This window comes from Chryseobacterium sp. MIQD13, assembly GCF_050496705.1.
GTDB lineage: Bacteria > Bacteroidota > Bacteroidia > Flavobacteriales > Weeksellaceae > Chryseobacterium.
Genome location: NZ_JBNWAF010000001.1, coordinates 64,896 through 88,153 on the forward strand (window position 1 = coordinate 64,896; position 23,258 = coordinate 88,153).

The 23,258-nt window shown below is 37.4% G+C and carries 23 protein-coding genes; 11 read left to right on the forward strand and 12 right to left on the reverse strand.

What is annotated here, in order from left to right:
• Positions 1–105 precede the first annotated feature (105 nt).
• The 4 genes from chrA to ACQWU4_RS00330 all read left to right on the forward strand — a co-directional run bounded on the left by chrA (position 106) and on the right by ACQWU4_RS00330 (position 2,899).
• Positions 106–321 (forward strand): MNIO class RiPP chryseobasin precursor ChrA, encoded by a 216-nt coding sequence (chrA, locus tag ACQWU4_RS00315; protein WP_429933778.1) that lies wholly within the window; start codon positions 106–108, stop codon positions 319–321.
• A 2-nt stretch (positions 322–323) separates the two neighbouring features.
• A complete protein-coding gene (gene chrH / locus ACQWU4_RS00320) occupies positions 324–1,418 on the forward strand; it encodes an MNIO family chryseobactin maturase (RefSeq protein WP_429933779.1) in 1,095 nt (364 codons plus the stop codon).
• A gap of 34 nt (positions 1,419–1,452) precedes the next feature.
• Entirely contained in the window at positions 1,453–1,950 is a 498-nt protein-coding gene (gene chrI, locus ACQWU4_RS00325) for a chryseobasin maturation helper ChrI (protein WP_429933780.1), read from the forward strand.
• A gap of 319 nt (positions 1,951–2,269) precedes the next feature.
• A complete protein-coding gene (locus tag ACQWU4_RS00330) occupies positions 2,270–2,899 on the forward strand; it encodes a hypothetical protein (protein ID WP_429933781.1) in 630 nt (209 codons plus the stop codon).
• Between the two features lie 72 nt (positions 2,900–2,971).
• On the opposite strand, the gene rpe is transcribed toward ACQWU4_RS00330, so the two are convergent.
• Positions 2,972–3,622 (reverse strand): ribulose-phosphate 3-epimerase, encoded by a 651-nt coding sequence (gene rpe, locus ACQWU4_RS00335; protein WP_429933782.1) that lies wholly within the window; start codon positions 3,620–3,622, stop codon positions 2,972–2,974.
• A gap of 326 nt (positions 3,623–3,948) precedes the next feature.
• A complete protein-coding gene (gene chrP, locus ACQWU4_RS00340; RefSeq protein ID WP_429933783.1) occupies positions 3,949–5,022 on the reverse strand; it encodes a chryseobasin maturation metalloprotease ChrP in 1,074 nt (357 codons plus the stop codon).
• Positions 5,023–5,073: 51 nt separating this feature from the next.
• Between chrP and ACQWU4_RS00345 the strand changes: the two genes are divergently transcribed.
• Positions 5,074–5,778 (forward strand): DUF4294 domain-containing protein, encoded by a 705-nt coding sequence (locus ACQWU4_RS00345; protein ID WP_429933784.1) that lies wholly within the window; start codon positions 5,074–5,076, stop codon positions 5,776–5,778.
• A gap of 33 nt (positions 5,779–5,811) precedes the next feature.
• On the opposite strand, the gene ACQWU4_RS00350 is transcribed toward ACQWU4_RS00345, so the two are convergent.
• On the reverse strand, positions 5,812–6,228 hold the full coding sequence (locus ACQWU4_RS00350) for an NUDIX domain-containing protein (RefSeq protein WP_429933785.1): 417 nt from the start codon (positions 6,226–6,228) through the stop codon (positions 5,812–5,814).
• A 100-nt stretch (positions 6,229–6,328) separates the two neighbouring features.
• The gene (mnmD, locus tag ACQWU4_RS00355; RefSeq protein ID WP_429933786.1) at positions 6,329–7,012 is read right to left on the reverse strand and encodes a tRNA (5-methylaminomethyl-2-thiouridine)(34)-methyltransferase MnmD; all 684 of its coding nucleotides are present in this window, start codon (positions 7,010–7,012) and stop codon (positions 6,329–6,331) included.
• An 85-nt stretch (positions 7,013–7,097) separates the two neighbouring features.
• Between mnmD and ACQWU4_RS00360 the strand changes: the two genes are divergently transcribed.
• The 5 genes from ACQWU4_RS00360 (at position 7,098) to ACQWU4_RS00380 (ending at position 12,851) form a co-directional block, all read left to right on the forward strand.
• Positions 7,098–8,171 carry a branched-chain amino acid aminotransferase gene (locus tag ACQWU4_RS00360; protein ID WP_429933787.1) on the forward strand — a complete coding sequence of 358 codons (1,074 nt, stop codon included), beginning with the start codon at positions 7,098–7,100 and terminating at the stop codon, positions 8,169–8,171.
• A gap of 105 nt (positions 8,172–8,276) precedes the next feature.
• Positions 8,277–9,560, forward strand: a complete 1,284-nt coding sequence (locus ACQWU4_RS00365; protein WP_429933788.1) for a spondin domain-containing protein — start codon at positions 8,277–8,279, stop codon at positions 9,558–9,560.
• A 345-nt stretch (positions 9,561–9,905) separates the two neighbouring features.
• Positions 9,906–10,418, forward strand: a complete 513-nt coding sequence (locus ACQWU4_RS00370) for an FKBP-type peptidyl-prolyl cis-trans isomerase (protein WP_429933789.1) — start codon at positions 9,906–9,908, stop codon at positions 10,416–10,418.
• 81 nt (positions 10,419–10,499) lie between these two features.
• Positions 10,500–11,537 carry a peptidylprolyl isomerase gene (locus tag ACQWU4_RS00375; protein WP_429935062.1) on the forward strand — a complete coding sequence of 346 codons (1,038 nt, stop codon included), beginning with the start codon at positions 10,500–10,502 and terminating at the stop codon, positions 11,535–11,537.
• Between the two features lie 141 nt (positions 11,538–11,678).
• The gene (locus tag ACQWU4_RS00380) at positions 11,679–12,851 is read left to right on the forward strand and encodes a retropepsin-like aspartic protease (protein WP_429933790.1); all 1,173 of its coding nucleotides are present in this window, start codon (positions 11,679–11,681) and stop codon (positions 12,849–12,851) included.
• A 110-nt stretch (positions 12,852–12,961) separates the two neighbouring features.
• Here ACQWU4_RS00380 and ACQWU4_RS00385 read toward each other — a convergent pair whose 3' ends face one another.
• The 8 genes from ACQWU4_RS00385 to ACQWU4_RS00420 form a co-directional block, all read right to left on the reverse strand.
• A complete protein-coding gene (locus ACQWU4_RS00385; protein ID WP_429933791.1) occupies positions 12,962–13,225 on the reverse strand; it encodes a hypothetical protein in 264 nt (87 codons plus the stop codon).
• Between the two features lie 842 nt (positions 13,226–14,067).
• Positions 14,068–15,426 carry a M20/M25/M40 family metallo-hydrolase gene (locus ACQWU4_RS00390; RefSeq protein WP_429933792.1) on the reverse strand — a complete coding sequence of 453 codons (1,359 nt, stop codon included), beginning with the start codon at positions 15,424–15,426 and terminating at the stop codon, positions 14,068–14,070.
• A gap of 3 nt (positions 15,427–15,429) precedes the next feature.
• Positions 15,430–16,788, reverse strand: a complete 1,359-nt coding sequence (locus ACQWU4_RS00395) for a M20/M25/M40 family metallo-hydrolase (RefSeq protein WP_429933793.1) — start codon at positions 16,786–16,788, stop codon at positions 15,430–15,432.
• A gap of 1 nt (position 16,789) precedes the next feature.
• A complete protein-coding gene (locus ACQWU4_RS00400) occupies positions 16,790–18,193 on the reverse strand; it encodes a M20/M25/M40 family metallo-hydrolase (protein WP_429933794.1) in 1,404 nt (467 codons plus the stop codon).
• A gap of 55 nt (positions 18,194–18,248) precedes the next feature.
• Entirely contained in the window at positions 18,249–19,493 is a 1,245-nt protein-coding gene (locus ACQWU4_RS00405) for a DUF1015 domain-containing protein (protein WP_429933795.1), read from the reverse strand.
• Between the two features lie 3 nt (positions 19,494–19,496).
• Positions 19,497–20,462, reverse strand: a complete 966-nt coding sequence (locus ACQWU4_RS00410) for a D-2-hydroxyacid dehydrogenase (RefSeq protein ID WP_429933796.1) — start codon at positions 20,460–20,462, stop codon at positions 19,497–19,499.
• Between the two features lie 123 nt (positions 20,463–20,585).
• Positions 20,586–21,650, reverse strand: a complete 1,065-nt coding sequence (serC, locus tag ACQWU4_RS00415; protein WP_429933797.1) for a 3-phosphoserine/phosphohydroxythreonine transaminase — start codon at positions 21,648–21,650, stop codon at positions 20,586–20,588.
• Positions 21,651–21,774: 124 nt separating this feature from the next.
• Entirely contained in the window at positions 21,775–22,125 is a 351-nt protein-coding gene (locus ACQWU4_RS00420) for a 4Fe-4S binding protein (RefSeq protein ID WP_429933798.1), read from the reverse strand.
• A gap of 59 nt (positions 22,126–22,184) precedes the next feature.
• Between ACQWU4_RS00420 and ACQWU4_RS00425 the strand changes: the two genes are divergently transcribed.
• Complete coding sequence (locus ACQWU4_RS00425; protein ID WP_429933799.1) at positions 22,185–23,219, forward strand: acyl-CoA reductase; 1,035 nt, start codon at positions 22,185–22,187, stop codon at positions 23,217–23,219.
• The last annotated feature ends 39 nt before the right edge of the window (positions 23,220–23,258 follow it).

Here is a 23,258-nt window from a genome sequence, read left to right on the forward strand (position 1 = left end):
TAAGCAGGATAATTTTAAATTTGAAAATGTTCCTGAATAAATTATTGTATTTTTAGCAGAATCATAAATGGAATACTTATTGTAAGTTTCATTAAAAAATGTATTATGAAAGTTCCAGCATTAGTAATGGCCAGCTTATTGGCAGTAAGTGTATCAGGACAGACAACAAAGCCTGTCAAAAAAGTGAAAAAGCCTGTAGGTAAAGTAATTAAAAAGACAGAACCTCCTAAGCCTGTCAAAACTGCGCAAACTAAGTTTGTACCCATAAAAGATACTATTTTTAAAAGCAGCGTCGGCTGTCCGGCCTGTGGAATGGGATAAATATGAAAAAGCCGCTGTTAGGATTAGCTATGATGCCGGAAGCAGATTTTGTTTCCGCCATACTTCCTGTACTGCAAAATAATGCTGTAGATGTATTGGAGTGGTCTTTCGATACTTTTTATGATGTGGATGAACCGGAGTGGCTTTCCGGACTTTTGGATTTTTATGCAGAAAATAGCAGACTTCTTGGCCACGGTGTTTATTACTCTCTTTTTGATGCCAGATGGACGGATAGGCAGGAAGATTGGCTTAAAAAATTAAAGGAGGAGTTCAAACACAGAAAATACAACCATATTACCGAACACTTCGGATTTATGAACACCGAAAATTTTCATCAGGGTGTTCCTCTGCCTGTTCCGCTTCACTCTAAAACACTTCAGATAGGGAAAGACAGGCTTAAAAGGCTTCAGGATGCTGTAGAAGTTCCTGTAGGACTTGAAAACCTTGCCTTTTCATTTTCTGTAGATGATGTGAAAGAGCAGGGAGAATTTCTCAATAAACTTGTAGAAGATATCGACGGTTTTCTTATTCTCGATCTTCATAATATCTACTGTCAGTCCTGTAATTTTGAAATTGCCATGCAGGAAATCATCAGCCTGTATCCACTGGAAAAAGTAAAAGAAATCCATCTTTCAGGAGGAAGCTGGCAGGAGAGTGCTTATGGGAAAAGTCCTGTGAGAAGAGATACCCATGATGATAAAATTCCTGAAGAGATTTTAAATACATTTCCTGAAGTTTTATCCCAGTGTCATAACCTCGAATATACCATTATTGAAAGATTAGGGCATACATTGGATACAGATATAAAAAAGCAGGTCTTTTTTGATGATTTTAACCGTGTAAAAAAGATTATTGAGATTTCAGATTTTCATGCCGGAAATAAAAGAGGATGGAATAAAAAGAACGGAGAATATTCAACACCTGTAGAAGATCTGCTGTTGTATGATGAACAGACCAAACTGACGAAAATGTTGTTTGAAGAAACGAATATTGACTCGGTTAAAAATCAGATGTTTCATTATTTTAAACCCGGGAATTGGGATGAAGAAATGATCTCAACAGCACAGCAGATTATCAAAAAATGGAATCCTTACTAGGGTTTCTTTTGTTATATATCACAAATCAAAATATATGAAAATGACAACGGTTTTTTTATTAATTACTGCCGTACTTACGGCTTTGATTGCCGGGCTGTTCTATGCCTATTCATGCTCTGTAGTGCTGGGGTTGGGAAAGCTTTCCGATACGGAATATCTGAAATCCATGCAGAGTATCAACAGGGAAATCCTTAATCCTGTATTTTTCATGAGCTTTATGGGTACTGCGGTGCTTCTTCCGGTAACAGCTTTTCTGTTCCGGGGAGAACAGCCGGTTTTTCTTTTCCTTCTGCTGGCAACTGCTGCTTACCTGATAGGTGTTTTTGGAGTAACGGTTGCTGGGAATGTTCCTTTGAATGATATGCTTGATAAATTTGATATCGGAGGATCTACAGCGGAAACGGTGAAGCAGATGAGGGATCGTTTCGAAAACAGGTGGAATCTTTTAAATGATGTCAGGACTATATTTTCAGTCATAAGTATTGCTCTGGTCATCTGTGCGTGCATCTGGAATAAGACGTTACCTGAATAATTTTGTTAATTACGTATAAATACTTAATGATAAATTCAGTATTTATACGGATGCATTATATGTGGTTTTATTTGGAAATTTACATCAGTAACAGCCCAATGGAATCTTAAGCATTTAAAGTCTTACGACAAAAAACTAATAACCACATAAGCTCAAATTCCACAAGAAGAAAGGCAGCTCCCCAAGTGCTGCCTTTTTCTTTTTTTAGGTATTCTGCCAAAAAATGGTGCAATAACTCACACCAAAAAGGGGTTTTTCCTGATGTTTTACTTTCCGGTTATTTTAATCTTTGTCTCAGCAATTATTAAAATTAAAACCAATGAAACATTTAGAAGTTTTTTTCACTTTGAGATCTTTATCTCTTAAAAGTCTTTGTACAATAATAATCCTGAATTCAGTATTCCTGATAACAAGCTGCAGTAAGGATGATGATGAACAGGTTCCGGAACCTATCGTATATGCGGAAGAAAATCCGTTAAATAAATATCATGAAAATGCAGGGTTTGATACGACAACGAATTTTATAAATTCCGGTAATTATGAATTTGGTCTGGCGTTTTATCCTAATGTAAAAGGAAAAATCAATGCAATTACCATAAAATTACCCGATGCAAATCCTAATCTGAAAATAACAATCTGGGATTATACAGCTAAAACAGTATTGAGAACAGAGATGGTAAATGTTTCGGCTGCAAATACTCTAATGACGAAAGCTATAGAGGAACTGGCTCTGGAGAAAGATAAAAAGTATATGATCACAATGAATTCCAATGACTGGTATAAAAGAACAAAGCCTGATAATAGTGATGCGGTATATCCAATTACTGCAGGGAACATTAAGTTTTTGGAATACCGATGGATGAGTACTTCAGCTCAGGCTTTTCCTACCAACGTCTCACTGAATTATAATGGAGGTGATCTGAGCTTTAATTTTCAGCAGGTAGACTAATAACCAATATATTTTTATGAGGAAAGGCAGCCTGTCAGGCTGCCTTTTTATATGAATGAGTTCGGAACTTTCTTAAATCTTAAGCAATTCGATTGTTCTTTCAGGGCTCTCTGCGGAGAAAACTGCATTTCCGGCCACAAGAACATCTGCTCCTGCTTCAAAGAGTTTGGCAGCATTATCAAGATTAACCCCACCGTCTATTTCGATAAGGGCAGTGGAGTTGTTGCTCAGGATAAGATCTTTAGTCTCAGCAATTTTCTTATAAGTATTTTCAATGAATTTCTGTCCTCCGAATCCGGGATTTACACTCATCAAAAGAACAAGATCCACATCAGCAATAATGTCTTCAAGCATCAGTACCGGAGTGGAAGGGTTTAAAACAACACCAGCCTTTGCTCCTCTGCTCTGGATATGGTGGATTGTTCTGTGAAGATGGGTACATGCTTCATAATGCACGGAAATAAGATCTGCACCATGATTGATGAATTCATCCACATACTTTTCAGGTTCTACAATCATCAGATGAACATCAACAAATTTTTTGGCATGCTGCTGTACAGTCTTCATCACAGGAAACCCGAATGAAATGTTGGGTACAAATCTTCCGTCCATCACGTCGATGTGGAACCAGTCTGCCTGGGAATTGTTCAGCATTTCAATGTCTCTTTGCAGATTCCCGAAGTCTGCGGATAAAAGGGATGGAGCAATAAGCTTCGTTTTCATTTTTACTTTTTATACTTTACTTTTTATTATCCTACTGAAAATGATTGATCATGAGTGTAATAATAGGCCATATAAGCAGTTATCAAAATTACTTCTATGATAGATAATTTTATATGATCAATTTTTTTAACTAAAAACCTGTCAATAACCAATAGCCCAAACACAACAAGTAGAAAAATTATCTCTACAGTTATTCCTAAACTTCCACTTGAACTTACCGTGAATAATTGATAAATAATCAGTGGAATACCTAGTCCAAATAGTGCAATGCTCACAATGGTAAGGAAGGTTGGTTTCTTGATTAAGTCATAAAAAAGGTTCATTTTTTAGTGATACTTCAGTTTCATATCAGGTTTAATCTTCAGAAGTGTCTCGTAGATCAATTGGATCACGTTTCCTACATCTTCTTTAGATACCATTTCCACTGTTGTATGCATGTAGCGCAAAGGTAGGGAAATTAATGCACTTGGTACCCCGCCGTTAGAATGGGCAAAAGCATCGGTATCTGTTCCTGTGGATCTGCTTGCAGCTGCTCTCTGAAAAGGAATCTTTTTAGCTTTTGCAGTATCAATAATCAGCTGTCTGATGGTGTGGTGAATGATTGGTGCAAAGAATATCACAGGTCCGTCACCACATTTCTGATCGCCTTCTTTTTTCTTTTCGATCATAGGGGTGGTAGTGTCGTGAGTAACGTCTGTTACAATAGCGATATTCGGTTTAATGGTATCGGCAATCATATCTGCACCGTAAAGTCCTACTTCTTCCTGTACAGAATTGGTGATATATAGCCCGAAAGGAAGTGCTTTTTTGTTCTCTTTTAAAAGTCTTGCCACTTCCGCAATCATAAAACCTCCGATTCTGTTATCCAAAGCTCGGCAGACGAAATATCTGTCATTCATTTCAAAGAACTCATCGGGGTAGGTGATCATACAACCTACATAGATTCCCATTTCTTCAACTTCTTTCTTGGAAATGGCGCCACAGTCGATGAAAATATTTTCAATTTTCGGAGTTGGTTCGTTCTGATTGGTTCTGGTATGAATTGCAGGCCATCCGAATACCCCTTTTACAATTCCTTTTTCACCATGGATATGGACAACTTTTGAAGGAGCAATCGTCTGATCCGAGCCTCCATTTCTGATTACATAGATCAATCCGTCATCTGTAATATAATTGACATACCAGGAGATCTCATCTGCATGGGCTTCAATTACTACTTTGAATTCAGCATCGGGATTAATTATTCCATAGCAGGTTCCGTAATGATCCACTTCTATTTTATCTACATAAGGTCTGATGTAGTCCATCCAGACTTCCTGGCCTTTATGTTCGTAACCTGTTGGAGAAGAAGTGTTTAAGTATTTTTCTAAAAATTTCAAAGATTTCTTTTCAAATTTCATAAAAAGGAATGATTTTTGCGTGTAATTTTTGTTATTATAAGTGTAAAAATAATGAATTTTAGTAAGATTGTCTGCCTTTTTATCTTCTTTTTTGGAGTCAGTGTTTTTGGTCAGAAGGATTCTATCATTGCAAAACCTCTTAATCAATATCCCGCTGAATCTTTAAAAACAGATGAGTTCGGTAATAAATACTATTACGACGAACGTCAGAAGATGAAGGTTTATGAAATTAACGGCGAGCCTGTAGTTGTACTGGATGAGCTGGTTCTGATCAATAAACCGCGATTTAATAATCAGCTGGACAAAAATTACTATTACTTCCTTAATAAAAAGCTAAACAGGGTTTATCCGTTATTTGTCACTGCGCTTCAGCAATACAGAGACATTCAGGCTGACATGACAGATATGGACAGCAAAGCCAAAAGAAAATTTGTAAAAGACAGACAGAATATGCTTGCTGATCAATATGAAAAACAATTAAGAGATCTTACAACTACCGAAGGCCAGGTTTTTGCCAAACTGATGAACAGAGCAACCGGAAAAAATGTCTACGAGATCATTAAAGAAATGAGAGGCGGATGGAGCGCTTTCTGGTGGAATGTAAAAGGAAAAATGGCTGACATTGATCTGAAAGACCAGTATGATCCACATAAGAACAGAACAGATGAGTTTATAGAATCCCTGCTTCAGTCCAACTGGAACTCCGGCTATTTACAGCCTTATCCCGGAGCATCAGATTTTAAAGTCAAAAAATAGAATAGATAATAAATATAAATTCCTGTAAACAGCTTACAGGAATTTTTCTTTTAATTTATCAAACACAATTTTGTCTATTGGAAGCGGAAAAGGGTTATCCGGTCTGTCGATGTCGATCCACTCTGTTTTCTCAATACATGGATCGAGGATAAGGAAATCTTCCTCAGTAGTAATGTTTACTATATAATATATGGTAAGCAGCTGCTCATTCTCCCTGAAACGCGAGACAAGAAAATCTTCCTGGGTATAAAAATGTTCTACAACCTCTATCTTTACGTTCAGTTCTTCATCAAATTCGCGGTGAAGACAATCTATAAGTCCTTCACCGAATTCCAAACCTCCTCCCGGAAATTTCATTAAAGGTTCACCGGCATATTCTTCAAACAGTGTCAGTACTTTTTTATCCTTTACCGCACACGCATATACTCTAATGTTGATCTTATCAATCATATATAATATTTTGTATAGCTAAAATAAGGAAATAAGTGGAAAAAGCCTATAACGGATTTGTTAATTTACCTTTTATATGGTCTGCTTTCTTTCCTGTTTTTTATTCCGATTCCATCTTTACAGCATTAATCATTTCCCTCTTTCCGGGAGGGCCCTGTTTTTTCTCCACTTTAAAATTCAGTTCCTGAAGAATCCGCCTTACACTTCCTTTAGAAGAGTAGGTTGTTAATAATCCGTTAACGGACATTTTGTCGGAAACCATTTCAAACAGTGGTTTTTCCCACAAATCGGGCTGTACTCTCGCACCAAAGCAATCGTAATAGACAAGGTTGATTTTAGGTAAGTCTATGTCTTTCAGGTCAAAGAAGTCACATTCAATCTTTTTTAGATTAAAACCTTTAATGATTTCTGATGATTTTCCCCAGTCTGCCTGATGAATTTTTTGATAAATATTTTTGAATTCCGGGTTATCAAAATGTTCAAAATAGGCAAGATCATTAATTTCGGATTCATTTATCGGGTATTTTTCAAGAGAAAAGTAGTTGATGACATGATTTTTGTCAGTTTTTAAATATTCATTAATTGTTACCAAAACATTCAAACCTGTTCCAAAACCGAGTTCTAAAATATTAATTTCGTAATCATTTATCTGATTTAGTCCATTTTTGATAAACACATGTTCTGCTTCCTGAAGCGCTCCGTGATGAGAATGATAGTTTTCATTTAAATTATTGATAAACAATGTTTTACTTCCGTCGTTTGTAGTCTTAATTTCTCTTTTCAAGCTATTTTTTTGTCAAATTTACTCTAAAATTTTTATATTTAGAAAATTATGTTAAATTTGTAGAACATCGTAAAAATTTTAAAAAATGATAATTCAAAAAACGGAGAACTCCAGACTTTCGGACTTTGATCCGAATAACTTTTCATTTGGAAGTACTTTTATTGACCACATGGTTATATGTGAGTATGAGAATGGAAAATGGGGTGATGTAAAATTGGTTCCTTATGGTCCTATACCATTTACGCCAGCTATGATGGGTGTAAACTACGGACAAGCTTGTTTTGAAGGTATGAAAGCCTATAAAGACAAAGACGGCCAGGTTTTCCTTTTCAGGCCGGAAAAGAATTTTGAACGTATCAATAAGTCCGCAAAACGTCTGGCAATGCCGGAAGTAACTGAAGAAATGTTTTTAGACGGACTGAAAGCATTAGTTGATATAGACAGAAACTGGATCCCGCAGGGTGAAGGAATGTCATTATATATCAGACCGTTGATTTTTGCTACAGAGGAAGCTCTGAAAGCAAGAGTTGCCAATAAATATATGTTTGCAATCGTTGCAACACCAGCGAAAAGCTATTATGCAGAACCTGTTTCTGTAAAAATTTCAGATCACTATTCAAGAGCAGCAAACGGAGGGGTAGGTTCTGCTAAAGCAGCAGGTAACTATGCAGCTTCTTTCTATCCTACACAACTTGCCATTGAAGAAGGTTATGAACAGATCATCTGGACAGATGATGCAACTCACGAATATTTTGAAGAGAGTGGAACAATGAACGTATTTGTAAGAATTAATGATACGATCTACACGCCGCCAACTTCTGAGAAAATCCTTGACGGAGTAACAAGAGACAGTTTCATCCAACTTGCCAAGAAAAGAGGAATCGAGGTAAAAATAGAGCCGGTAGCTGTTAAAACTGTTATAGAAGCTCAGAAGAACGGAACTCTGAAAGAAGTTTGGGGAGTAGGTACAGCAGTTGTAACTACTGTATTCCAGGCTTTAGGATATGAGGGAACAAAACTGGAGCTTCCAAAACTGTCAGACGAGGAAAGCTATGCAGCTATTCTTAAAAAAGACCTTACAGATCTTCAGAACAACCTTAGCGAAGATCCTTTCGGATGGAGAGTTGTGGTTGAAAAAGATGTTCTGGAAACTGTTTAATTTTAAACTTTATTTGATTCAATAATAGGACCGGCGGAATAAATTTCTGCCGGTTTTTTTATTTTCTCGCTAATTATTGGTAATTTTTCAGAAAATTTAGAATCTATGCAATTTGTAAAGTTCAAATTACCTTTTAGTCTGCTTTCTGTAATCAGTGTTTTGGCTGTTTCCTCATGCAGTAAGGATGATGATGATGATGAAATGGCGGTAAATGATAGGGCAACTATAACTGTCGAAAATGTAATTGAAAGCAAACCGCTGACACAGTTCGGAACCTTTATGAATGCTGGATCATCACCTGTCATTAATCCGGGAGAATCGACTTCTTTTACGTTTTATGCAGGAAAAGGCCAGGCCATAAGTTTTGCAGCAATGTATGGAAATAGCAATGACCTGTTTTTTGCTCCTTCCAACCCGGGTATAAAACTTTACGATAATAGTGGCAATCCGGTAACGGGAGATGTATCTTCCCAGATCAGGCTTTGGGATAACGGAACACGTATCAATCAAACACCGGGTCCTACTGTTACTCACCCGGGTGAGGCAGAACTTGTGACAAAGAATATTACTGAAATAACATTAGCTACTCCTGCTTCCCAACTGTTAAAAGCTGAACTAACTCATGATGGCGGAACTAAATTTACTTTAAAACTAACCAATACCTCAGGAGGTACAGCCAATGAGACACCTGTCAGTGCCGGAATCTGGGCTGTCTCCCATATTTCAGGAACAACACTTTTGAAAGAAGATCCTATTTTTTCGCCGGGAAAATTATCAGCCAATGGTTTGACGGATCTTGCTGAAACCGGAAAGACAACACCTCTTGAACAATATCTTACGGGTATTACAGGTTCTAATTCTGCACTTTCACCTGTACTGGTAGTAGTATACAACGGAAACGATAATCCTGTCTTTAAAACTGGAGAGAATGATCGTGGACAAGGCCTGAAAGAATTGTCCCAGCAAGGAAATGCCGATATTTTAGCTGCTTTTCTTAAAACAAAACCCGGAGTAAAAGAAGTATTTGTTCTTAAAGACCCGGCTACAGCTGTTTTACTGCCTAGAATAAATGGTAATGATGGCGGGAAAGCTTCACAGGTAATATCTGCCCAAAAAGGAGACCGTATTGCATTGGCAATGATGTACGCACAATCCAATGATTGGTTTATTGCTGCGACAAATAATGGAGTAGCCGGTGCAACGAGAGGGGATATCTCTTCAATCATGGGGCTTTTTGATAATGGAACCCTGGAGAGTTCTTTTCCGGGTGCCCATATCGGATCGGAGCCGGCGCAGGCTGAAAGCCAGCCGGTACAGCAGCTGGCTAACCCCAATCAGTTCAATACGCTTCCATCACTTCCACAGATGGTTAAAGTAACTATTCAATAGAATTTTTAGTATAAATATATAATATCACCTCATAAATGAGGTGATTTTTTGTTTTAAACCATTACTCAGCTTCTTAACCTCTTTAATAAATTCAAAATTCTAATAAAAATATCTGTGTAATCCGTGAAATCCGTGCGGTTTTTATGCGGAATTTATTTTAATTCCCCCACATTTATAATAAGATAAATCCTTAGTCACTCAATTTCACAATCTTTTAATCCTTTAATTTTTAAATCTTTTAATCTCTCCCAAACTTATTTATATAATATACTTCATCATATCTGCTAAATTTTTTAGAACCTATTGAACAATATTTCCCCGAAATGCGTATTTTCGCAAAAGTTTATGAAAAAAATACTCTTCATATCAATAGTAAGTCTGTTAAGCTGTAACAGAAATGCGCCCACGGCACATCCTCCGGTAGGTGGAGTATTGAGCCAGAAAGACCTGGATGTTTCTAAAGAAAGGATGAGAAATCTTAATACCCTGGAAAGAAGACAGATTCAGGAATGGATCAGTGGCCAGCCTGTGAAGTATTATCCTACACAGCTTAATTACTGGGTAACTGTTGAAGGTTTTGATCAGAGAGAAAGAAGAGCGGATAATACACCGATTTCTTATTCTTATGAGCTGTATGATTTTGATGAAACCAAGATCTATGACAAACCTTTTGAAAGAAGAGATGCCAGATTCGGGCATTTTGATGAGCTGAAAGCGGTAGAGAATGCTTTGCGTTTTATGCATGATGGAGAGGAAGTAACGCTTTTGGTACCTTCTTCACTGGCCTACGGGACTTTTGGAGACGAAAAGAACATAGACAACGACATACCATTAATCATAAAATTAAAAGCATTATAAATAATGAAATTGTTTAACAAGAATATAATTCTGGCAGCGGCAAGTATCTCGCTGATGAATTGTACCCCAATCTATAAAAAAATGAACGTAGACAAAGAAACTTACGAAGGTCTTCATGATGGACTTTATGCAAACCTTCAGACCTCTAAAGGAAACCTGATCGTGCAGTTCGAAGACAAAAAAGCACCGGTAACTGTAGCCAATTTTATTGGTCTTGCAGAAGGAAAAATAGATAACAAAGCTAAGGCGAAAGGAGTTCCTTATTATGACGGAACTATTTTCCACAGAGTGATCAAAGATTTCATGATCCAGGGAGGTGATCCTCAGGGAACAGGAATGGGAGATCCGGGATATAAATTCGAGGATGAGAGAAACGACCTTAAACATACAGGAAAAGGTATCCTTTCTATGGCAAACTCTGGACCTAATACAAACGGTTCCCAGTTCTTCATCACTGAAGTGGCTACACCTTGGTTGGATGGAAGACATACGATCTTCGGAAAAGTGGTGAAAGGAAATGACGTGATTGATGCCATTGCTAACGTAGAAAAAGGAGCTCAGGATAAACCTAAAACAGATATCGTTTTAGAGAAAGTTTCCGTTTTTAGTAAAGGTGATGAGTACAAGAACTACGATCCGGCAAAAACTTTCACAGAAGGAAAAGCTAAGATCGCAGAAAATAATAAAGCTTATATCGCTAAAGAAGAAGCTGAAAAAAAGAAAAAGGAAGAGGAATTCAAAGCTAACCAGGAAAAAATGGTTGAAAACCTTAAAGCCGGAATGCAGAAAACCGAATCAGGATTATACTACAAGATCACAAAAACATCTGCGGGAAAAGCTCCTAAAGCAGGTGACAATGTATCTGTACACTATGCAGGTAAATTGATCGACGGCACGGAATTCGATTCTTCATTCAAGAGAAATGAGCCAATTGAAATTCCAATCGGAATGGGAAGAGTGATCAAAGGATGGGATGAAGGTATCCTGTTACTTAAAGAAGGTGAAACTGCTACATTATTGATCCCGCCGGCAATGGCTTACGGAGAAAGAGGAGCAGGAGGTGTTATCCCGCCAAACGCTTGGTTGGTTTTCGATGTTGAGCTTGTGAAAGTACAGTAATTGAAACTGTTTATAATATAAAAGCCGTCCGGAAGGATGGCTTTTTTTGTTGCTATACATCTAGAAATTAATTTCAGGTAAAGTAAAAAACATATATTTTTAATTTATTGTAAAATCCTTATTTTCGTATAAAGTATTCATATGAAAAAAATCTTTTACTCAATTCTGCTGGTCTCTGCAGTTTCCCTTTCTGCTCAGGGAAAGAAATTCTTCAAAAGCGGAGAAGTACAACTGCAGAACCCTGTGGAGAAGATCAATTTAAGATATGCGAATGACCTGCCTTTTGTACAGGTAAATATCAATGGAAAATCTTACAACTTTTTGTTTGATACGGGCGCACCAACTGTAATCTCTACGGCAGTATACACCGAACTGGGATTGGAAAAAAAACATAAAGGAAAAGTAAAAGATTCCCAGAAAAATAAACAGGAACAGATCTTTACCATTCTGCCGGAAATGATTGTTGATAAGGCTATTTTTAAAGATGTAGGTGTTGTGGTAATGGATTTCAGTGTGTCTGAATTAAGCTGCTTCAAAATTGACGGAATTCTAGGGGCCAATCAAATGGCAAAATTATTCTGGAAGATTAATTATGCTGAAAATTCACTTGAAGCCTCAAAAGATCTTGCCCGGTTTAATCCTGCAGATTATGATATTGTGATTCCATTCAGTCCAAGGCCACAAAAAACTCCTGTTGTAGAAACCGATCTGCAGGGGGAAAAAATAGATCTCACCTTCGATACAGGTTTTTCAGGAAGGTTAAAGATTGCAGATAATGCATATAATGCCCAAAAAGCACTGAAGAGTGTAGAAGTCTATGGAACGAACTCTGTGGGCGCTTATGGGGCTGGAAAACCTGCGCCGGGATATATTTTCAGAACTGCATCTTTGTCTCTGGGCAATAAAAATTTTTCAAATGAAATAATCGCTACCGGAAATGCAAGCCTTATTGGAAATGATTTCTTTAAAAACTTTATTTTCATCCTTGATTGGTCCGGAAACAAAATCTATATGAAACGGATCAGGAATGAGCCTGCAAAATTGGAATCTTTCGGCTTCGGATACCGTTTTATAGATGCAAGACCAACGGTTGCCTTCGTGTTCCGGGAAGAAAACTTTCCATTAAAGGTAGGGGATTCTATTATCAGTATTAACGACATTAATCTCGATGGCCTTGATAAAGATGGTGCCTGTCATTATTTTCTCAACAGAGTAGAGAATGGAAAGAATGCAATTAATCTTAAAATTAAGAGAGATGGGAAAGAAATGCAGGTAAAATTAGAGAAGAAGGAGTTTTTAGGAATAGGGGTTTAGGAGCTTGAGTGCTTGAGACTGGGATAGTTTTTAAAAAATTAAGAGACATATAATAAATAAAAAAGCCGTTCAATATATTGAACGGCTTTCTAGTAAAGTAGAAATCAAAGTTATATGTTTCTTGACTTCCTCCTCATATGGGAAGAATTCATTTTTCCTGTAAGGGAGCTGATAAATACGATTCCAAAGCCGATGTAGGCAGCAAATGCGGTAAGGTATACTATTAAGCTGTTAAAATCAGGGTTCGAGGTATATGAAAAATATACCAGCACGGAAAAGACAGCAAAACTTAACAAGAGCATCAGGCTCCAGATATTCATTTTTGCGGCATCTTCATTTCTCTTAAAAATCATTTCAAAAAAGTCTCTCATCATAAATCACTTTTTAAGGGTTATACATCTGTTTTCCGTTCTTCAATAGAGCGGTCCGGAATTTTTCCGTTATAAATTAAATAGCTAATAGATCACAGTTAAACTTTGGCTAAGGTTATGATCTTATGGCCGTTTGATTGTTTTACATCAGGGTATGCTTTAAATACCCAGAAAATTTCAATTAAAAAAAGCAGTATTGAATCCTGAAAAGGAATTCATGAGCTTTATGACACCGTACACAATCATCATCGTAAATGGAATTGATAAGAGGATTATCTTTTCCGTTGCATACGGTATCTAAAGAAAAAGGATCATATAAAAATATGAAACAGCCTTTATCCGGCTCAGCGGAAACTGAAGATTCCGCGGTAACCTTTTCTCATCGTCTGTGCTTTAAATAATTTTTTTTCAGTGATTTAGCTTGCGAATTTCATGCCAAAGTGAGTTTTATAACGTATTTTTATAAATAAGTAATTTTAAGTTTGTTGTAAATAGATCGTGAAAACCTGAAAAGTGGAATACAGGAATTTGCTGTAAAACTTATAAAATTAAATTTTGAAGAAGTTTATTTAACTACAAAATGGACAAAAATTTTCAAACGCTTAAGCTTAGAGAAAAATTAAATTACCTCCATAAAAATGTGCTCAATCTGCAAGAGAATTTGAAAAAAATAAAGAAAATAAGCAACAAAAAAGCCAACAAGTTGATTCAAGGAAGTTATCGTATTGTATAAAGCGAAAAGCTTATCCAATAGCTTCATAAGAGTCAACTTGTTGACGAAATCTTTGACTTCTAAAATCAAAGATGTTGTGTGTGTAAAACTTTGCGTTAAAAGAGATAAGAAATTACCAATTCTTATCAATCATATAAATAATCTGGGTCATGGCTGTAGCACCTAAAAGAAGCTCCCTCCTGTTCACTTTATCAAAAGTGTCTTCCTCTGTATGGTGAATATCAAAATACCTTTGGGAATCCGGTACCAGTTCAGCCGTAGGGACGCCCATATCATGGAGAGGATAGATATCGGTTCCGGAATATTTTCCTTCAAAATTATAAACCCCATATGGGAAAAATAAGCCCGTCCAGCTTTTGATCTGCTTTCTCTTGTCATCATCCATTTCAAGGGCAATTCCTCTTGGAGCAAAGCCTCCCGCATCAGATTCTATGGCAAAAAGATGTTTCTCATTCTTTTCTTTAGCTGTTTTTCCATATTGAATACCACCTTTTACACCATTTTCTTCATTAGCGAAACAGACCACCCGAATGGTATGATTATTTTGAATTCCTAATTTTTTGAATGTTCTCAGTACTTCAATGCTTTGTACAATTCCGGCTCCGTCGTCATGAGCACCTTCACCTACATCCCATGAATCAAGATGTCCTCCGACTACGATTACGCTCTGGTCTTTTTTACCCGTAATTTCACCAATGACAGAGTGGGAGAGTTTCTCTCCTTTCATACCACAGTTGGAATTGAGTTTTGCCGTAATTTTCTGTGTTTTTAAAATAGCTTCAAGCTCATCAGCCGTTGTTGCTCCGATGGCTACGGCAGGGATTTTTGAAACTTTATCTTCATATCGCATTGCTCCTGTGTGTGGAACATCGTCAAAAGCTGAAGACAGGGATCTGATGATCGCAAATTTTCCGCCTTTTTTAGCAGTTAGTGAAGCAGCAGTTACCCTGTATTTTGCAGCGTCACCGTACCCTCTGAATGTTTCCACAAAAGACTGACTGAAAGGGTAGTTAAAGAACACGATCTTATCCTTTACTTGATCTGCAGGAAGTTTGTCATATTCCTCCATAGATTTTACGATGATGATCTCGCCGGAGATATCTTTTCCGCCTGTACCTTCAGAATTTCCAAGAGAAAGCATCTTCAGATTTTTCCATTTGCCGTCCGCTGTTTTCATCTGCAGGGATTCCTTTCCTCTGGTCCAAACGGGAACCATAACTTCCTGAAGCCATACCTTATCAGCACCTGCATCCCGTAGCTTCTGTTCTGCCCATTTTACAGATTTTTCATAAGCCGGAGAACCACTGAGGCGGTGACCAATATTTTTAGTTAAATCTTTAAGGTCTGTATAACCTTTTCCGTTGTTCAGGATTTCTGTAGAAATTTTGCTGAACTGTATAGAATCTTCCTTAGACTGACCAAAAGCAGCTATTCCAAGGAATAATAATGAAGTTCCGATTATCTTTTTCATAGTTTACCAATTTTTATCGATCATATAAATAAGCTGTGTCATCACCGAAGCACCAAGAAGCAGTTCTCTGCGGTTTACTTTTTCAAAAGTATCTTCTTCCGTATGGTGAATATCAAAATAACGTTGTGGGTCGGGAACTAATTCTGCAGCAGGAACACCCATTTCATGTAATGGAGCAATATCCGATCCCGAATATTTTCCTTCAAAATTATAAACTCCATAAGGCAGGAACAGACTGACCCAGCTTTGGATCTGTGTTCTGTTTTTATCATCCATTTCAAGGGAAATTCCTCTCGGAGAAAATCCTCCTGCATCAGATTCTATGGCAAAAAGATGTTTTTCATTCTTTTCTTTTGCTGTTTTTCCGTATTGTTTTCCGCCTTTAGTTCCGTTTTCTTCATTGGCAAAGCATACAGCGCGGATCGTATGATTGTTTTTGATCCCCAAATTTTTAAAGGTTCTCAGTACTTCTATACTTTGTACAATTCCGGCTCCATCGTCATGGGCACCTTCGCCTATATCCCATGAATCAAGATGTCCTCCAACTACAATTACGCTCTGGTCTTTTTTACCCGTAATTTCACCAATAACAGAGTGAGAAAGTTTTTCACCTTTCATGCCGCAGTTGGAATTGAGCTTTGCTGTTACTTTTTTGTTTTTTAATAATGCTTCCAGTTCATCTGCAGTTGTATTTCCGATGGTCACCGCAGGTACTTTGGAAATATTATCATCATATTTCATATTGCCCGTATGAGGAACATCATCAAATGCGGAAGATAATGACCTGATGATAGCATATTTTCCACCTTTCTGAGCTGTTAAATTGGCTGCAGAACGTCTGTAGGCTCCGGCCTCACGGTAGGAAAGAAAAGTTTGCACATGTGACTGATTAAAAGGGTAGTTAAAGAACACGATCTTATCCTTTACTTGATCTGCAGGAAGCTTGTCGTATTCCTCTAAAGATTTAACCATGATGATCTCACCGGAGACATCTTTTCCGCCTGTACCTTCAGAGTTTCCAAGGGAAAGCATTTTCAGTTTTTTCCACTGGCCGTCTGCCGTTTTAATCTGCAGTGATTCTTTTCCTCTGACCCAAACAGGAATCATTACCTCCTGAAGCCACACTTTATCAGCTCCGGCTTCACGGAGTTTCTGTTCTGCCCATTTTACAGACTTTTCATAAGCTTCACTTCCGCTTAAACGGTTTCCAATGTTTTTGGTAAGCTCTTTCAATTCATTGTAACCTTTTCCGTTGTTCAGTATTTCCGTGGAAATTTTATTGAACTGTATCGAATCTTCTTTAGACTGCCCGGAAGCAATCATGCTTAAGATTAATAGTGAAAGGGTGATAGTCTTTTTCATATTACCAGTTTTTATCAATCATGAAAATAAGCTGTGTCATGGCAACCGCACCCAAAAGCAGTTCTCTTTTATTCACTTTATCGAAAGTATCCTGTTCAGAGTGGTGGTAATCGAAGTATCTTTGAGTGTCTACAACCAGTTCAGCTAAGGGAATATCCAGCTTTTTCAGTGGGGAAATATCCTGGATAGCTTCAGTCTGGTCAAAATCATAAATACCATAAGGAAGGAAATAATTTTTCCATTCAAAGACCTGTCTTCTTCTTTGTGGCGGCATATCTAAGGAAAATCCTCTCGGTGAATATCCTCCTGCGTCTGTTCCTAAGGCAAAAACATGTTTTTCATCTTTCTTTTTCACATATGCAGCATACATTTCGCGTCCCTGTCCTCCGTTTTCGCTGTTCGCATAAAAAACAACCCTTATCGTATGATTATTTTCAATACCAAGAGCCTTGAATGTTCTTAAAACTTCAATGCATTGCGCAACCCCGGTTCCGTCATCAATAGCTCCTTCCCCGAAATCCCACGAATCTAGCTGAGCTCCCAAAACAATCACTTTAGAATCTTTTTTACCCTGAATTTCAGCAATAATATTCGGATTGGTAGTGTCACCTTTTGACTGCGCGGTCATATTCAGTTTGGCAGTAACTTTTTGCCCTTTTAGTAATTTTTCCAATTCATCAGCGGATCTTACTCCAATGGACAGGGCAGGAATCCTTATCTTGTCATCGGGTTCGTAATACACCATTTTTGCATGCGGTGTATCATCCGTAGCTGTTGTTAAAGATCTTATAATTAAAGCTTTTGCTCCTGTTTTGGCAATTACGGAAGCAGAAATTAATTTAGATTTTGCGGTGATTAAATAAGAATCATTTGTATTAATGATTTTCGGATCCATTGGAAGATTTACGAAAACAATTTTATCTTTCAATTGTCCTACAGACATGGCATTAAGCTCAGAAGTTGAATTGATTAAAACAATTTCGCCTGTGAGATCTTTCCCGCTGGTTCCTTCAGAATTCCCGAAGGACAGCATTCTGATATTTTTCCAGTCTCCATTTGCGGTTTTTATCTGCAAAGATTCTTTTCCTCTTATCCAGACCGGAGCTTTGGCTTCCATTCTCCAGATCATTTCAATGCCGATAGATTTGAGTTCTTTTTCTGCCCATTCCACGGCTTTCATATAGCCGGGAGTTGCGCTGAAACGCGGGCCGATACCTTTGGTAAGCTCTCCAAGATTTTCATAGGCTGTACCGTTGGTCATAATCTCGTCTGAGATTCTCCGGAATTCATCGTTGTAATTGAACTTGGCTACAGTAGTTTTTTTTGCAGTTTTTTTCTGCGGTTTTTTTTGAGAAAATAAAAATCCACTCAAAAAGAGTGGAAGTATAATGAAGATTTTTTTCATTTTTTATTTACCTTTCTTTTTCCAATGATAAAAGTAGGGAAAAATTAGGAAATTATTAAGGTTTCATATCGTACATTAACAGTGCTGTAACCAATTTCGGTTCAATAAATGTACATTTTGGAGGCATGCTGAGTTTCAGATCTGAAATTTTAATCATATCATTGAAACTCACAGGGTAAATCCCGAACCCTACTTTTCCTTCACCATTATCTATTCTTTCTTTTAATGCATTAATTCCCTGAAGGTTGGAAGTTCCTTTCACATAGGAAATCTTTTCAGAACTGTCAGAATTTTCTATTTTCAGGATGTCTTTAAAGATATATTTATCTAAAAGGTGATGATCCAGATTATCCAGCGACATTTCCGGTGAACGGAGATCATGTTTTACGTGAAGAGAGTAGAATTTGCCATCCAGATACATGGAAATGTGGAATTTCTGTGACGGGAAATAAGAGGTTTCACCTTTTTCGTGAATAAGGAAATACTGACCGAGTTCTTTTAAAAATTCTTCGCTTGAAAAACCATTAAGATCGGTTAAAATCCTGTTGTAATCATGAATTTTGATTGATTGGTTGGATACAATAAAGCTGTATACAAAGTTATAGGCTTCAGTACCGTTGTGTCTCTTATTTTTCTCTTTATGGTGCTTAGCATTTAATGCAGTAGAACCTATTCTGTGGTGTCCGTCCGCAATGTAGAAAGAGTCGATCTGGTCGATTACTTCTTTGAACTGCTGAAGCTTAAGACGGTTGTCTATTCTCCAGATTTTATGTCTGATCCCGATAGAATCTACATGATTGAAGATAGGGACATTCTTTTCTTCATGATTCATCAGAAGCTCGATCTTGGAATTGGAAGGGTAGGTAAGAAGTACAGGTTCAGCCTGAAGACTTACCTTATCCAGATAATGAGCCAGTTTTTCCTTTTTCTGAGGAATGGTACTTTCATGTCTTTTGATCTTGCCGTTCCAGAAGTCTTCAATGCTTGCCAATCCCAGCAATCCTCTGAAAACCTGTTTATTGGGATAGATCTGCTCATAAAGATAATACGCCGAACTGTCCTGGATCAGTTTTTTTTCGTCCAGAAGCTCTTCAAACGTTGAACGGATCTTCCTTAAATTCCGGTCAATATCTTTGGATTTACTTACAACATAGGGTTTAATCATGTTGATATAAGTATTTTCAACTTGAGCTTTCTCTGCAATTTCCTCTTGTGTGAAATTGTCCAGCGGATGGGTAGGGAAAGTGCTCTCAAAGTCTTTATGAGGTCTTATTCCACGGAAAGGTTTAAAAACAGGCATAGTTTATCTTATAGTTTCTTTTTGTAGCTTAATAATTTGTTCTGCAAGTTCTGCACCAATTTTCTCCTGTGCATCTATGGTGTTTCCACCTACATGGGGAGAAAGGGATAATGCAGGGTTCATCAGTAAAGGAAGTTCCGGACTAGGTTCGTTTTCGAACACATCCAGTGCGGCTCCCGCTACTTTTTCAGATTCGATGAAATCTATGAGGGTTACTTCATTGATAACACCGCCTCTTGCAGTATTCACTATGTAGACTCCGTCTTTCATTTTTTCAAACTGAGGCGTGTCTATAATATATTCGTTCGTTTTTGGCGTATTGATGCTGATGAAATCTGTATCTTTAAGGAAAGCATCCATATCATTGGTGGAAGTGATTTCAAAATTCAGACTCTGCCCGTCAAAAAAGTCCAGGGTAAGAACTTTTGTTTTAGGGCTTCTCGTCAACACTTTGATTTTCATTCCCAATGCTATCCCCATTTTCACAACTTCCTGCCCGATACTTCCAAAGCCAATCACTCCGAGGGTTTTTCCTGAAAGTTCATACGCTTTGCTGAATGACTTCTTCATGGCATCGAAGTGGGTTTCTCCTTCCAAAGGCATCAGTCGGTTCGATTCATGAAGGAATCTTGCCAGAGCAAAAAAATGTCCGAAAACAAGTTCAGCTACTGATTTTGAAGATGCATTAGGGGTATTGATTACTTTTATGCCTTTGCTTTTAGCATAATCTACATCAATATTGTCCATCCCGATTCCTCCGCGTCCGATGATTTTCAGACCAGGGCATGCATCAATCATGTCCTTTCTTACTTTCGTCGCACTTCTTACCAAAAGAATATCCACGTTATTCTCATTAATGAAATTGATAACGTGATCCTGTGCCACTCTGTTCGGCAGGACTTCAAATCCTGCTTCCGTAAGGGCCAGTTCTCCTGTTTTTGAGATTCCGTCGTTTGCTAAAACTTTCATCAGTTATTTAGATTTAAAGATTGAAAAATTCAGATATTTAAAAATTTTAAATCGGGTCGCAAATTAATAAATTTTAATTAACTGCTCTAAATTTTTCAATCTTTGAGTTTTTTACTGTTTTAATTACTTGATTGATCTCATTACATCTACCAGAACCTGCACGCTTTCAATAGGTAAAGCATTGTATAAACTTGCTCTGTAACCTCCCAGACTTCTGTGTCCGTTCAGTCCGCTGATTCCCGCAGCTTTCCATGCATTGTCAAATTCTTCTTTTTTGTTCTCGTCTGTAAGCTTGAAAGATACATTCATCAAAGAACGGTCTTCTTTTACACAGAAAGTTTCAAAAAGAGGGTTACTGTCGATCTCATCGTATAATAGTTTTGCTTTAGCTTCATTTCTTGCTTCTGCAGCTGCAATTCCACCGTTGTTTTCAAGATGCTGTAAAGTAAGAAGGGAAGCATACACAGGGAAAACAGGTGGTGTATTGTACATAGATTCTTTTGAAATATGCTGAGAATAGTCAAGCATAGAAAGCATATTTTCTCTTCCTGTTTTTCCAAGAATTTCTTTTTTGATTACCACTAAAGTAACTCCTGCAGGTCCCATATTTTTCTGAGCTCCTGCGTAAATCAGGTCAAACTTGGAGAAATCCAGCTGTCTTGAGAAAATATCAGAACTCATATCACAAACCATCAAAGTATCCACATCAGGGAAAGATTTCATCTGGGTTCCGTAGATTGTGTTGTTTGAGGTACAGTGGAAATAATCATATTCTGAACCTACCGTATAATTTTTAGGAATGAAAGAATAGTTTTCTTCTTTGGAAGAGCCTACCACATCTACATTTCCTAGTTTTTTTGCTTCTTTAACAGCTCCTGCCGCCCATGTTCCTGTATCCAAATAAGCTGCTTTACCACCAACTTTCAAAAGATTGTAAGGAACCATTGCAAACTGAAGGCTTGCACCCCCTCCTAAATAAAGTACTTCATAATCATCACCAAGATTCATCAGCCTTTTCACAATGGCACGGGCTTCATCCATTACAGGAACGAAGTCTTTGCTTCTGTGCGAAATTTCAAGGAGAGATAAGCCAATTCCGTTAAAATCCAAAATAGCTGCTGCTGATTTTTCAAATACCTCTTGTGGTAAGATGCATGGTCCTGCGCTGAAGTTGTGTTTTTTGCTCATATTTTTACTTTTTTTGGTTGTGCAAGAATTTTATGGACTTGCAGTTTATTATTTATTTTTTACTAGATTATTTCAGATTTATAGTTAAAAAAACCGCCTCAATATGCTGAGACGGAGTGTTTTATCATTCACCGTGTAAGAACGCTTTTTTGTTAAGCAGCGCTTCTTCAGATTCTACATGGTCTTCATCCGGAACGCAGCAGTCTACCGGGCAGACAGCTGCACACTGAGGTTCTTCATGGAATCCTTTACATTCGGTACATTTATCTGTTACAATGAAATAGACATCGTCACTCACTGGTTCCTGAGGAGAATCTGCGTCTACAGTAAGTCCTGACGGCATAGTTACGGTACCTGTAAGAGTAGTACCTTCAGAAGCTTTCCAGTCTACGGCCCCTTCATATATTGCATTATTTGGGCATTCCGGCTCGCAGGCCCCGCAATTAATGCATTCATCAGTTATTTTAATAGCCATCGCTAATTTTTTTTAAATTTGCACAAAATTACAAAATATTCCCCAATTTAAAAGTAATTATGAGTATCGAAAATCAAGTTTTAGGACTTATTAAGTTAAGTGAGTATATAAGAGAGTTTTTGGCAAAAGATCAAAAGGATTATAATGAGGATGATAACGCGTTTGAATTATTGCTGAAAAGGTCTGAAATAGAAAATCCTTGGTTTACCATTGAGAATCAGAAATTTGCTCTTACAGAGTGGACAAATTTGCTTACACAGGAAAATATAAATAACTGGCTCAGAAACTATTCCGTTTCCCATACTTCAAAAAGAGTAGGGCTGATTCTGGCCGGAAATATTCCTCTGGTTGGGCTTCATGACGTGATATCTGTTGTTTTAAGCGGTCATATTCCGTTAATTAAGCTATCTTCAAAAGATAAGCAGATGGTTCCGTTTCTGTTAAAAAAATGGAATGAGTTTTCAGATGGAACTGTTCAGTTTGAAATTGTAGAAAAGCTGGAGAACTTTGATGCGGTTATCGCAACAGGAAGTAATAATACGGCAAGATATCTGGAATATTATTTTAAAGATCATTTAAGTATTATCCGTAAAAACAGAACTTCCGTTGCAGTATTGAAGGGTGATGAAACACCTGAAGAACTTCAGCTTCTGGCCGAAGATATTTTTAGGTATTTCGGGCTTGGATGCAGAAATGTAACGAGAATTTTTATTCCGGAAGGTTTTGTGATCGACAGGCTGTTTGAAAGTTTTTTAGGTTTTCAGGATATCATCAATCATAATAAGTATGCTAACAATTATGATTATAACAGAGCGGTTTACCTTTTGAATCAGGATAAGTTCTGGGATAATAATTTTGTGATGCTGAAAGAAGATGAGAAGCTTTTCAGTCCGCTTTCTGTAATCAATTTCAGCAGATATTCATCATTGGAGGTTGTTAAAAATTTCATAGCTGAAAATGAAGAAAATATCCAGTGTATTGTTGCTAAAAATGAGCTTGGAATAAACTCTATTCCTTTCGGAGAGGCGCAGCACCCTGGTTTGGATACTTATGCGGATAATGTAGATACGATGAAATTTTTGGAAGTGGTCTGATTTTCGTATCTTAACTTATTATATCACTAAATACCAAAA